Here is a 13,824-nt window from a genome sequence, read left to right as displayed (position 1 = left end):
ATATGAAAAATCTGGATACGTCTCTCGCACTTGGCAACGCATCGATGCGGGCGGGAAACTTCGAAGACGCTATTCGCCACTACGCACGGGTGTTGCTCAAGGCTCCGGGGTTGGCCAAGCACATCTCGGCGAATTTCGTTTTGGCGCGGAGGAAGTACCTGAGAGAGCGCCAATGTGTCAAAAAACCGCGTGTAGGCGTGTGTGGTTGGGATCTCGGGCGCAATCCCGCCGGGCGTGCGTACACGCTGGCAATGTTGTACGAAGACTTCGCGGACGTGGAAATCGTCGGCAGCATATTTCCGAAGTACGGGCGACAGATCTGGGAGCCTATTCGAGGAAGTCGGATCGCGAAGCACTGCTTCGTGGCGGACGACGAGTCGCGCTATATCGATCAGGCGATCGAACTGGTTGCGGACCATCCTTGCGACATCGTGCATCTGTCCAAGCCGCGAGCCCCGAATATCTTCCTGGGGATTCTCTACAAGCTGATTTGGGGTGCCAAGGTCATCGTTGACGTCGACGACGACGAACTTGCCTTTTTTGGCGACGACGCGTCTGTCGGCATTGACGAATACATCCAGAAACACCATCAACTGCCTGCTCTAGCAGACCTTGCGGGGAAGAACTGGACGCGTCTGGCCGTCGGGCTTGCAGAATCTTTCGACGGCGTTACTGTTTCGAACACCGTTCTCAAGCAGCGCTACGGCGGCCAAGTCATTCAGCATGCGCGGAATGAAAAGCTCTTTGATGCATCTCCGGAGTTCAAGCGAAAGTGCCGGGAAAAGCACGGTGTGCCGCAAGAGAAGAAGGTCGTACTGTTTTTCGGTACGCCGAGGACGCACAAGGGGTTGCTTGAAACAGCCGAGGCCATAGCGGCACTCAAGCGGAATGACTTGGTGTTCGTCATAGTCGGCGAATTCTCCGATGCGGCACTGAAGGCGAGATTGCAAGCGATTGCCGGTGTCGAATACCTTTTCATCGGCAATCAACCCATCGAAAGTGCTCCAGAAATCGCTGCGGTAGGGGACGTCTGCGTTCTGTTGCAGGATGTCGGTTCGGCTGTTGCACAGCGTCAGATTCCGGCCAAGCTCTCTGACGCGTTGGCCGTCGGCATGCCTGTTCTGGCAAGCGAGACCCAGGCGCTGGTCGATGTCTTTGCGCGAGGCGCGCTTCTGGCGGTCACGCCAGAAACGTTGAGTGCCAAGCTGGGGCAGGTATTGAGTGATTCCGGTACTGCTGACCGCTTGAGCGAGGCCGGGCGTGCCTATTTTCATACCGAGCTTGGCCACGACACAAATGTGCTTCGCCTGCGTCAGGCTGTCGAGCAATACCGCAATTTACCCCTGTCGAAAGGCGGTGAACTCCTTCTCAACAGCTTGGACGCAAATGTTCGCGAGACGCTGCAATACCTGTTGAACACCGCAGACGCACGCCATCCGGGATCTGAGACAACGAATGACCGGGGAGGTGTAGACGCACGCCAGCTTGCGACTGGGGGCGCCGCTGGATCGGCAGGCGCTCGTCCGTGGGCGAACGCAGGGCGCAGTGGCGTGTCCGGTCGAATTGCCGTCGTCGTCCACTATTTTTATCCGGAGATCTGGCCGGAAATTTGTGGGCGATTGGAGCGAATCGGTACCGCTTTCGACCTTTTTGTGACGGCGCCTGTCGAACTCGCGTCGAGCGCGCACGAAAATGTTCTTCGCAGTTTCCCGAATGCGCGATTCGCCTTTGGTCCCAATCGCGGGATGGACATCCTCCCATTTCTCTCGTTGATTCCTACGTTGATCAACGAGCGATACATGGCTGTGTGCAAGATTCACACCAAGCGCGGCTATGACGAATCTGCGGTGGTGTGGCGAAATGTGATGCTCGACAGCTTGCTGGGTTCCAACGACTCCTTTTCCTCTGTGGTTCGCGCATTCGATGAGCATCCGGAACTCTGCCTGGCAGGACCAGCGATGCTGTATCAATCGGCGCCCAGACTGATGTACGAGAACAAGACGAACGTTTCGCGCATCTTGAGGGAGAGCTACGGGAGGGACATTCCCGAGACGGACTGGGGATTTTTTGCTGGAACGATGTTTTGGGTTCGCCCCGAACTGCTCGAAAAAATTTGCGAGTATGCAACCTTTCATATCGCGGACCAGCAGGCTGCGAATAATAAGGACGGAAAACTCGAACACGCATTAGAGCGCGCATTCGGGCTACTGCCGACCATTTACGGAGGCAGCGTCGGCCTGCTGCATGGCTCGAGCAGCGGCGAAGGAAATTGCACGCTTCAGTTGACGAACAATTCCGCTTTCGTCGGCAAGGCTGACGTAGGTGCCGCTCTTGCGCATCGAGCTAGTCTTGCGCGATATGTGGACGCGATCCGGAAGGCGGGGGTCTTTGACGAAGCGCTTTACAGATTTCAGTATTCCGAAGAACTGCCGATGGATGTCGATGCGTTGGCGCATTATATTCTGATCGGTTGCTTCAGCGGAAAGCGTCCGGTCAAGTCATTCAGTCCGACACAATATCTGTCTCAGAATCAGGATGTTAGGCGACACAGGGTTGAGCCGTTGTTCCATTATCTGTCCAGCGGTGCGCGAGAGGGCAGGTTGCTGTTCAGCGAGCCTGAGAGGGAGCCGCAGTTTCGGTTCGAAGTACTGAACAGGACGCTGATCGACTGGAATCGGCTCGCCGCGGAATCTCGGAAGCCTCGCACGCTCGACGTGTCTATCGTGATTCCTGTGTATGGCCAACCCGAGCTCACCGTGAAATGCGTGCAATCGATATTGAACGCGGATTCTACGCTGTCATGGGAAGTCATTCTCGTCGACAATGGCAGCGACCCAGTTACGGCGGCGCAGGTCGAAAAGCTCAAGAGCGGTACGCGGGTCAAAGTCGTGCGAAATTGGGAGAACCTGAATTTTGCCCTTGGCTGCAACGTCGGCTTTGCGCACGCAAGCGGGAAGTCAGTCGTGTTTCTGAACAACGATACGACGGTCACGAATGGATGGCTGGAAAAATTGGTACAGCCCCTTGCGGATGCAAAGGTCATGGCCGTCCAGCCCAAGCTCCTGTTCCCGGACGGAACGCTGCAATGTGGCGGGGTGGTGTTTTCGCGATGGAGTGCCCTCGGCTATCCGATATACGTGGAATTTCCGGGGGATGCCGAGTGCATCAACAAGAGTCGGCCGTTCCAGGCCATTACGGCTGCCTGTATAGCGCTGCGCAGCGAGGATTTTGCGGAAATCGAAGGATTCGATCCTGTATTCATCAACGGGCAAGAGGACATCGATCTATGCCTCAGGCTCAGAGAGCGCTTTCATGGACATTGTTGGTACGCCGCAGACGCCACGGTGATTCACTATGAAGGCAAGACGCCCGGCCGCGGAAAATATATTGCGCACAATCGAGCAAAATTTATTGCGCGATGGTCGGAAAAGCACACGCCTGACGACTTCTCCTACTATGCGGAGGATGGGTACGTCGTGAAGGAGTGGCGAGTCGATTCGGAAAGAAATCTGGAGAGGGGTATTGCGGTCTATCGTCCTGTGGTCGCTCGCGCCGAGACACGGACCACCCTTGACCGGGAGCACGCCGTGTCCTGGCCTATTACGGACGTATCGGGTGACGCTGTTGTGCCTAAGCGAGATACGTTTGTCGGCGGAAAGCGGTCGATCCGGCCGGATGCGCCGTGGCTGCTCCTGTGTGCGCACGCGGCCGGAACGCAGTTGTTCGGAGGTGAGCGAAGCTTCCTGGATATGCTCGTCGCATTGAACGGATGCGGTTTCAACGTCGTTGCAACCTTTCCGGGTTTCGGCAATGAGGAGTATCTGGCAGAGGTTCTACAGTACGTCCATGCGCTATATGTTTTCGAGTATCACCACTGGCAAAAAGAAGTACCGATGTCGCGATCTGCCGTGGAACGATTCTCTGCCATCGTTAAAAAGCATTCGATCGATGCCGTCTACGTCAACACGATCGTTATCCGGGAGCCGTTGCTCGCTGCTCGGGAGTGTGGCGTGCCCAGCGTCGTTCACGTGCGGGAAATGATTTCGAATGATGAGCATCTTTCGAAGGCTATCGGGATGTCGCCCGAGGACATCGCCCGCCACGTGTATGCGAGCGCCGACTACGTCGTGGCGAACTCGAGGACGACTGCTCAGGCGCTGGGACACCCGGATCGCACGTTTGTAGCACCAAACGTCGTCGATCTGACGTGCCTTGATGTGCCCAACCCCATTTATCCGGGGGAGATCACATTCGCGCTGATCAGCAGCAATATCCCGAAAAAGGGGATCTATGATCTTGTCGAGGTGGCTCGAATTTGCGAAAGAATCGCCCCGGCGGCGAGATTCTGGTTGGTTGGGCCAGAGCGAAAGGAAATAAGCGAGCTCATGGCGCTTCAGGAGAGTGGACGGATTCCACGAAATGTGGTTTTTGCAGGATACAAACAAACGCCTCGTGAGGCGCTAGTGGGTGTCAATGTGGTCCTCAACCTGTCGTTGTTTGCCGAATCGTTCGGACGAACGGTAGCCGAAGCGCTATCGGCAGGACGCCCCGTTATCGCGTACGACTGGGGTGCATTGGGCGAGCTCGTCCAATCTGGGAAAACAGGATTCTTGGTTCCATATCGGGATGTTGCACAGGTTGCACAGAAGGTCAGGGCGCTCTGTGCGAACCCTGCACTGATAGACACCTTCGGCGAGGCAGGGCGGCAATTTGTCCTCGAGAAATACACCCCTGCAACGCTTCAAGGCAACCTCGGCAAGGCGTTCTCGAAAATTCTCGGACGAGAGCAGGTCGTGAATGAAGTATCGCGGGCTGCAGACCAAGCCAAGCAGATGCTCAAGCTCGCGACGGAAAGATACGGGCGTTTTCCGTCACACGCAGTTAGTCGGGATGTCACGGTAATCGTTCCTGTATATAACGCACTGAACGAGTCGATAGCGTGCATCGAAAGCGTCATCGCAAATACGGACCCGCAACATACGCGCTTGCTCGTTATCGATGATGGAAGTCCGGATCAGCAAGTGTTTCCCGCTCTCTCGAAATTCGACGGCGTGGGCAATGTGACCGTCGTTCGTAACGAGCGAAACATCGGTTATACGAAAACGGTCAATAGAGGGCTGAAGCTCGCCGGTACGGATGACGTCGTTCTGTTGAACAGCGATACGGTGGTGACGTCGAATTGGTTACTTGGACTGAGAATCACAGCGTATGGGCCCGACTCGGTCGGCACGGTGACTGCCATGAGTGACAACGCAGGCGCATTTTCGTTTCCTGTTCCAGGCCGAGCGAATCCGAAACCGGACAGCATGTCGTATGACGAATATGCGTCCGTGGTTCTGTCGGGGAGTACGCCTAAAGATCCGATCGAACTTCCGACCGGCAATGGCTTCTGTATGTATATCAAGCGGGAACTTGTCGACAAGATTGGAGCATTTGATGAGGAAGCATTTCCGCGAGGCTATGGAGAGGAAAATGACTTCTGCATGCGTGGACTGAAGGCTGGTTATAAAAATCTTCTGTCTCCGTGGTCTTTCGTATTCCACGTACGAACTGCCAGCTTCAAGGGTGAGAAAGCCAAGTTGGTTGCCGAAGGTAATGCCGCGCTCGAAAAATTGCATCCTGATTATCCGGGGCGAGTTCGGGAAGCATTCTCGTCTTCTGCAATCAAAGATCTGCATAGCGCTGTTCAGGCGGCGGTTCGTGAATACGATGTGAGAGCTGCGGAACTTAGTCAAATGTAGGAAACGCAAGGATCGGTACAGGCAAGTCGCTGGGTGGTGAGTGGAACTCTTGCGAAATTTGTAGCGTCAGTTTGAAGAGTTCTTGAACGATGGAAAAAGTGGATTTTGCTCAAAAGAGGGGTTGAGATGCCGAGATATTTGATCGAATGTCTTGCTGTTGCAGCGGCGATGGCTTTTTCAACCTCGTCGTTTGCGGGCAGCGACATCGATACTTGCAAGGGTCTGCCGCGAGAACTGCCGATCGATCAGGTCTGGGGGAGCGCGCACGTCGAGTTCGCTTCGCTCGAAAGCAAGAAATTCGTCTACGTTGCCTACTACGACGCTGATCGCTGGCTCACCGTTGCGCAAATCAATAAATGCACCGGTGACAAGGAGAAAGTCAGGGTTCCGTCTCGCTTCGAGGGATGGGACGAGCACAACTATATTTCCCTCGTGCTGGACGACAAGAACCGGCTGCATGTATCGGGGAATATGCATGTGTCTCCGTTGATTTATGCCCGAACAGACGGCCCGGATCGATTGACTGGACTTGATGCGCTACGACCGATGACCGGAACGGACGAGGCCCGAACAACCTATCCGTATTTTTTTCGCTTCGCTGATGGCGCGCTCGGATATTCATACCGATCTGGCCGGAGTGGCAACGGTATTGAATTGATCAACCGGCTGGAAGGTTCGCGGTGGGTCCGCTGGACAGACCAGCCGATCTTCGCTCCGAACTCGGGAAAGAGCACAGTCAACGCGTACCATTCGGATTACCAGTTAGGGCCGGACGGCTTCTTCCACGTAGCTTGGGTTTGGCGGGAGACCTACAGAGTCGAAACCAACTTTAACGTCAGTTATGCGAAGAGCTCTGATCTGCGCACCTGGAGGAATAGTCGAGGAGAGGTTGTACCATTGCCTATTACGCCAGCCACAGCTGAAGTTGTGGACGCCATTCCGAAGGGTAGCGGACTGATCAACAATGTGCGGATCGGGTTCGATGCAACAGGCCGCCCGGTCATCTCATACCTGAAATTCGATTCGACCGGTGCTACACAGTTGTTCCACGCCAGACGAGAAAACAACGGGTGGAAGTCAGTGCCAGCGACCCAATGGACCTATCGGTGGGACCCGAGAGGCGGCGGGACGATTCCGAGTGAGATCAATTTCTCAGGCGTGAAGATGAGAAACGGTCGCCTGATCGAACAGGTTCATCAACGGGATATCGGTACGAAGACGTTTGTGTACGATGACGATTCACTCAAGGCTCGACAAGTGCTTGGTGCAAGCGTATGGGCGCCGACAATTGCCATCAAGGATCGTCAGGCCCCGAAGGGCGCCGAGCTGAATATTCGTCCTGTCGCCATTGGGGACGCGGCACCTGATAGCGCCGACGCCAATTATGCGATTTCGTGGTTTAGCTTACCTGCGGACAATAGAGATCGCCCGAGGGACTGCAAGTCTGAGGTGCCGTGTAACTTCGTCTCTGATCTGGTGTTGAAAGTGATTCGGACGTCAAGTGACGCCTCGAACTAGCGAGTGAAGCGGCCACGGATTGTGGAGGTTGCGGATCATGTCACGGAAGCTAGTGCGTTGCCGCATGTCAGAGGGCTCCCGTTTCGCGGTTGAGTGTGACGATGTGATCGGTTTGATCCTGTTGGCACTGGAGCCTGGCTCTGAAAGCGCGGCATTGAAACGCAATTTCGGGCACCGCTGAATTTGAACAGACTTCCCCTGGACGACGGCCCATTGGCCTCGGCCGTTTGGGGGATGTTTGCAATGGAATGAAGTTGCTTTTCGTGGCACGGATCGCCTATGGGTGCGCTTGTCCTGGCCGGAAGGAAGGCAGCGGATTTCTTTATCTGTCTGAGAGATGTTTGCATGAAAATCGCTATCGCCGGCACAGGCTACGTCGGCCTGTCCAACGCCGTCCTGCTGTCGCAGCACAATGAAGTCGTTGCTCTGGACATCGTCCCCGAGAAGGTGGCGATGCTCAACCGCAAGGAGTCGCCGATCGAGGATGCCGAGATCGAGGACTACCTGCGCCACAAGGATCTGAACTTCCGCGCGACCCTGGACAAGGAAGACGCGTACGCCGGGGCCGACTACGTGGTGATCGCCACGCCGACCGACTACGATCCGGATACGAACTACTTCAACACCCGCTCGATCGAGGTCGTCATCCGCGACGTGATGGCGATCAACCCGCGCGCGGTAATGGTGATCAAGTCGACCATTCCGGTCGGCTACACCGAGCGCACGCGTGCGGCACTCGGCACCGACAACCTGATCTTCTCGCCGGAATTCCTTCGCGAAGGCAAGGCGCTGTACGACAACCTGCACCCTTCGCGGATCGTGATCGGCGAGCGTTCGCGGCGAGCCGAGGCGTTCGCCGATCTGCTGAAGCAGGGGGCGATCAAGCAGGACATTCCGACGCTGTTCACCGGCAGCACGGAAGCCGAGGCGATCAAGCTCTTCGCAAATACGTATCTGGCGATGCGCGTGGCGTATTTCAACGAACTGGACACCTACGCCGCGCAGCACGGTCTCGATACGCATCAGATCGTCGACGGCGTCTGTCTCGATCCACGCATCGGCGCGCACTACAACAACCCGAGCTTCGGCTACGGCGGCTACTGTCTGCCGAAGGACACGAAGCAGCTGCTGGCCAACTATCGCGACGTGCCGCAGAACCTGATCCGCGCGATCGTCGAGTCGAACAGCACGCGCAAGGACTTCATCGCCGAGAGCATTCTCAAGCGCAAGCCGAAGGTTGTCGGCATTTACCGTCTCGTGATGAAGGCGGGGTCCGACAATTTCCGCGCGTCGAGCATCCAGGGCGTCATGAAGCGCATCAAGGCCAAGGGCGTCGAGGTCATCGTCTACGAGCCGGCATTGCACGAATCGACGTTCTTCAATTCGTCGGTCGTGCACGATCTGGCCGAATTCAAGCACTCCGCCGACGTGATCGTTGCAAACCGGCTGACCGACGATCTGACCGACGTCGCAGCCAAGGTCTACACGCGCGACCTGTTCGGCGGGGACGCATGATCGACCAGCAGTCCGGTCACGCGGTAGGCGCGGCGAGCGCGTTGCCGCGCATCCTGTTCTTCAACGTGAACGGCTCGGGCATGGGCCATCTGAACCGTTGCCTCGCATACGCGCGTCGCCTGCGGGGCCGCGCTCGCCCGTATTTCTTTTCGCTGGCGTCGGCGATCGAAATCATCGAGGAGATGGGATTCGAAGCGGACTACTTCGTTTCGCATTACTGGTCGTCGAGTTCGACGTTCGGCTGGAACAGTGAACTGGCCGTCCGATTGGGCCTGATGCTGGAGCGGGTGCGTCCGGATGCGGTCGTATTCGACGGCACGTGGCCGTTCAAGGGTTTGCTGACGGCCTGCGAAATGTATGGATCGCCCGTCCTCGTGTGGTCCAATCGCGGGCTGCTCAAAGCCGATACCAAAGCGGTGCCGGTGGACGAATCGTTGTTCGATCTCGTGATCCAGCCCGGTGAACTGGGTGCGACCGAAGCACGCGCGTCCCTGACGAACGGCGGCACGCGGCTGACGGTTCCGCCGGTCTGCCTGCTGGAGGACGACGAGTTGCTCGACCGAGGAGCGGCGAGAGATGCGCTTGGCCTGCCGCAGGCGGGCCGCTTCGTCCTCTTTTCGCTCGGCCCGGGCAATCTGAAGGATGTCGCCGGCATCGGGCACGGACTGATCGCCTCCTTCGAGGCGGCCGGTTTCCAGGTGGTCTGGGCACGTGCGCCCATTTCGGTGCGTGACGTCGAATTGCCGGCCGGCGTGTTGCCGGTCTCGGTCTATCCGTTGGCGCGCTATCTGCGTGCGTTCGATGTATTTGTCGGCGCAGCGGGCTACAACACCTGCTGCGAACTTGTGCAGTCGGGCGTTCCCGCGCTGCTGGTGCCCAACGCACAACTGGTGGACGATCAGGTGCGTCGCGCACTGATGGTCGCCGACGTGATGCCGGCTGTCGTTTCGGCGTGCGAGACTGAACAGGAGCGCAAGACGGCCGTCGACGCGCTGCTGGGCCTGTTGCCCGATGCAGGACCGGCGCAGTGCGCGGTGCCGATGAACGGCGCGTCGCTCGCGGCGGACGAGATCATCGCCAGGATTGCCGACAAGAGGCGAACGCATTGAGCATCATCGACCAAACCCGGACCTTGAGGCGTGAGTTGCGTGCGTTGGCGGCGAAGCCCGACTGGACGTTGCTGACGCGCCACGACCTGCTCGCCGGGAAACCGCCTGCCACGTTGAAGGAGCGCGCGTGGCGCGGTGCCAGGCGCTTGCTGGCCACGTTGGGCGTGATTCCGCCTCACGTGACGAAATATTTGTGGCTGTCGACCCTGAAGCACGCACCGGTTTCGGCCGAAGCGAACACGCTGCTGATCTGGGCGCCGGGTACGGAGCGCGATGCACTGCGCCGTGCGTGCGAAGGATTTTCCGCGCGGCTGAGAGGTAACGATGCGCTGGCGCCGGTACTGGTGACCGACGTGGCCGATTTCGCCTTCTATTCGCGGCTGGGCTGGCTGGTGGAATACCTGCCGGAATTGAGCGGTGAGGACCGTTCCTATCGCGAGGGAAAGCGCGCGTACCTTGCGTGGCGCTATCGCGATGCGCGGATCGTTCCGCCGGCCGCGGCGCAGGCCAACGACGTCGACTGGAAGGCACTGGTGGAAGTGAACTGAACATGATGGATAGAAATCGCTATGCCATGTTGACGGTGGATACCGAGGCGCTGCCCAAGCGTGCCACGGAGGATCACGTCAAACGGCTGATGTGGGGTGTGCACGAAAAGGGGCGGGCGGGGGTCGGTGAAATGGCTTCCATCGGCGACGAGTTCGGCGTCAAGCACGTGTTCTTCGTGGACCAGTGCGGCGCATATGCGTATCTCGACGAGACGAAGGACGTCGTGCGCCGACTGGATGCCGCAGGGCAGGACGTGCAACTGCACACGCATCCCGAATACCTGCCGGACGCGTTCTGGGCCGAGCACGGCCTCGCGCGGCGTCCGCAATACATGAACCAATACACGGACGATGCGCGCGCGGAGTTCGTGATTCGCCACTTCGGCGGGCTGATTTCGGCGGAAACGGGCAAGCCGGTGCTGGCGCACCGTGCAGGTTCGTTCCGCTGGAACGCGTCGACGATCCGGGCGCTGAAGTCCACCGGCGTACAACTGTCGTTCAACAATTCCCTGTGCGCCGTCCATGCCGGGCAGTGCAATTACAGCGAGCCCACGAATCTGCCGTTCCAGTGGTCGAACGGCGTGATCGAGGTGCCGATGACGGAAAAGAAAATCCTGCCGAAGGTGGGCAAGGAAGAATGGTGGGCACGCCTGACTTACCCTGAGTCGCCGTATTTCCGGTTCCGTCCGTGGTGGGGCAAGCTGCTGCTCGACGCGTTCAGCGGCAGTCCGACGTTCTCGATCTTCCTGCTCCATTCGTGGTCGCTGCTGTATTGGGACGAAAACGGCCACGCGACCTACCGGGACGACCAGCGCGTCGAAGGCTACCGGAAGCTGCTGTCGCGGCTGACGAAGGACTACGACGTGATCACCACGGCGGAATTCCTGGACCTGCAGGCCCGAGGAAAGATCCGGACCACGCATACGACCGATCTCGCCCATGCCGAACTGAAGGCGGCCGGGGCGGTGAAAGCATGAGCACGATGCTCGATTCGTTGCAGACGGCGTTGACCGAGCCGCTTCTCGCGATGAGCCGTCGACTGACGGCGCATGTGCTCGAGCGCAAGGTGAAGCAGCGTTCGCGCGGCGTGCCGTTCGTCGGTGATCCGGACAGCATGCTGTACGTGGCGGCTAGCGCGTTGCCGTATCACACGAGCGGCTATACGACGCGCACGCACGAAGTCGTTCGCGCCTTGGCCGCTGCGGGCGGTCGCGTGCATCCGCTGACGCGGCCCGGTTATCCCGGCGATCGCGTGGATCGCCTGATGGATGTCGCGGGAAGCGACACGCAGGTCAGCGAGGTCCGGTATCTGCATGCGAGCGCACCGTTGAACAACCGGCCGGTGCTGATGTATGCGTTGCAGGCAGCGCCGGTCATCGCGCGCGTGGCCATGCAGCATCGCGTGTCCGTGATCCACGCGGCGTCGAATCACGTGAACGCGCTGCCGGCCCTGCTGGCGGCGCGGCAACTGGGCATCCCGTTCCAGTACGAGATGCGCGGGTTGTGGGAGTTGACGCGCATCTCGCGCATGCCGGAATACGAAGGGCGCCAGGGGTTCGCGCAGGGGCTGCAACTGGAGGGCCTGGTGGCCCGTCACGCGGACAAGCTGTTCGTGATCTCGGCGCAGCTGGGGCGGTTCGCGCGGGACCGCTGGGGGATTGCCGGCGAGCGGATGCATCTGCTGCCGAATTGCGTGGACCCCGAGCGGTTTACGCCGTCGAAACCCGAGGAGATCGACGCGGACACGATCGGCTATGCGGGTTCGCTGATCGGCTATGAAGGGCTCGATACGTTGATCGATGCGGTCGGGCGGTTGATCGGGGAAGGGCGCACGGTGCGGGTCGAGATCGTCGGAGAAGGCGAGGCACGGCCGGCGCTGGAGGCACAGGTGCGACGCCTCGGATTGGCGGAGCAGGTTCGCTTTCTGGGCCGGACGTCGCCCGAGCAGGCGCGCAGGACGCTCGGCCGTTGCGCGCTGGTGTGCATTCCGCGCAAACCGTTCAAGGTTTGCGAGATCGTGCCGCCGATCAAACTCGTGGAGGCGCTCGCGATGGGCAAGCCGGTGATCGTGCCGGATTTGCCGGTGTTTCGCGACGAACTGGGCCCGAGTCCGGCCGGCTGGTTTTTCAAGGCCGGCGATGCGGTCGACCTGGCGCGGGTCATCGACGCGGCGCTGTCCGATCGCGGCACGCTCGCGGCGTTGCGCGGCCAGGCGAGAGAATACGCGGCCACGCAGCGCCGCTGGCGCGAATTTGTCATGAACGCACTGCCAATGTCGCAGGGTGAGGGGTTAAATGGTCGGCAGGGTCATTAGAAAACTGGGTTCGTTGGTCTACGACTACCCGACGGTTGCGGAGGACGTGGAGCAGGCCGGGCGCTTCGGGCGCCTGAAGATCGCGCTCGTCACGGATTACTTCACGGCGGATTGCCTGTCGGCGGAATGCCGCGTGCGCACCATGACGCCTGCCAACTACGCGGACGTGATCGGCAACTGGAAGCCCGATCTCGTGTTCGTGGAATCGGCGTTTCATGGCGTGGACGGAAGCTGGCGCTACGAGCTGGCGCGACAGTCGCCGCCGATGCGCCTGGGCAAGCCGACGGCGATCTTTCGCCTGGTCGACTTCGCCAGGCGCGCGGGTGTGCCGACCGTATTCTGGAACAAGGACGACGGCGCGTTCTTCGACACGTTCATCGACGTGGCGAAGGTATTCGACTACGTGTTCACGACCGACGAGGAGTGTCTCGATCGGTATCGGCAGCAGGTGCCCGCGCATGTGCCGGTGAATACGCTCGTGATGCCGTATCAGCCGGCGTCACACAACTTCTCGGGCTTCAATTTCGTGCGCAACGAGGCGTGCTTCACGGGCAGCTATTACCGGCGCATCCTGAACGAACGCCGCCGCTTTCTCGACATGGTGTTCGACACCTGCGAGCAGAGCAATCTGCCGCTCAACGTATTCGACCGCAATCACGACCGCCTGTCGCGCTTCTTCGAGTTTCGCTATCCGAAGAAGAGCGGGCTGCGCGTGCATGGCAAGGTGCCGCATCGGGAAACGGCGCATGTGTACAAATCCCATGCGATCTCGATCAACGTGAATTCCGTGACGGGCTCCGAGACGATGTTCTCGCGGCGCCTGGTCGAAATCCTCGCGTGTGGCGGCATCGCCGTGACCAACGCGAGCCGTTCGGTCGACCGGTACTTCCGCGGGTTCTGCCACGTGATCGATACGCCTGACGAGGCGCGGGAGTTGTTTTCGCGGCTTCGGCACGGTCCGTCGCAGGACGATCTGGACCGAGCCGAGGCAGGCGCACGCTACGTACGGCAAAACCATACGTGGGCGCACCGGCTGGAGGAAATCTTCGCCGTCTTGAAGATCTGAGGAGAAGCGGTCA

General features: G+C 59.2%; 8 protein-coding genes. All 8 read left to right on the top strand.

All coding sequences use genetic code 11. The features are described from left to right. Window positions 1-2: 2 nt before the first annotated feature. The 8 genes from PL79_RS28740 (at window position 3) to PL79_RS28705 (ending at window position 13,811) form a co-directional block, all read left to right on the top strand. Window positions 3-5,741 carry a glycosyltransferase gene (locus PL79_RS28740; RefSeq protein ID WP_082088460.1) on the top strand — a complete coding sequence of 1,913 codons (5,739 nt, stop codon included), beginning with the start codon at window positions 3-5 and terminating at the stop codon, window positions 5,739-5,741. A gap of 138 nt (window positions 5,742-5,879) precedes the next feature. Then, on the top strand, window positions 5,880-7,259 hold the full coding sequence (locus PL79_RS28735) for a BNR-4 repeat-containing protein (RefSeq protein ID WP_193759889.1): 1,380 nt from the start codon (window positions 5,880-5,882) through the stop codon (window positions 7,257-7,259). A gap of 345 nt (window positions 7,260-7,604) precedes the next feature. Then, entirely contained in the window at window positions 7,605-8,774 is a 1,170-nt protein-coding gene (locus tag PL79_RS28730; RefSeq protein WP_044844069.1) for a nucleotide sugar dehydrogenase, read from the top strand. Next, a complete protein-coding gene (locus PL79_RS28725; RefSeq protein WP_044844070.1) occupies window positions 8,771-9,883 on the top strand; it encodes a glycosyltransferase in 1,113 nt (370 codons plus the stop codon). The genes PL79_RS28730 and PL79_RS28725 overlap by 4 nt, the downstream gene beginning before the upstream one ends. Continuing rightward, window positions 9,880-10,431, top strand: coding sequence for a hypothetical protein (locus PL79_RS28720; RefSeq protein WP_135801168.1), 552 nt, complete (start codon window positions 9,880-9,882; stop codon window positions 10,429-10,431). Before PL79_RS28725 ends, PL79_RS28720 begins: the two co-directional genes overlap by 4 nt. Next, on the top strand, window positions 10,344-11,408 hold the full coding sequence (locus tag PL79_RS28715) for a polysaccharide deacetylase (RefSeq protein WP_235879350.1): 1,065 nt from the start codon (window positions 10,344-10,346) through the stop codon (window positions 11,406-11,408). Before PL79_RS28720 ends, PL79_RS28715 begins: the two co-directional genes overlap by 88 nt. Continuing rightward, window positions 11,405-12,745, top strand: a complete 1,341-nt coding sequence (locus PL79_RS28710) for a glycosyltransferase (protein ID WP_044844073.1) — start codon at window positions 11,405-11,407, stop codon at window positions 12,743-12,745. Before PL79_RS28715 ends, PL79_RS28710 begins: the two co-directional genes overlap by 4 nt. Then, entirely contained in the window at window positions 12,726-13,811 is a 1,086-nt protein-coding gene (locus PL79_RS28705; protein WP_044844074.1) for a CgeB family protein, read from the top strand. The genes PL79_RS28710 and PL79_RS28705 overlap by 20 nt, the downstream gene beginning before the upstream one ends. Window positions 13,812-13,824 lie beyond the last annotated feature (13 nt).

This window comes from Burkholderia sp. USMB20, assembly GCF_000949135.2.
GTDB lineage: Bacteria > Pseudomonadota > Gammaproteobacteria > Burkholderiales > Burkholderiaceae > Burkholderia.
Note: the sequence above shows the minus strand (reverse complement) of the source record. Positions and strands in the feature narration are given on the sequence as shown.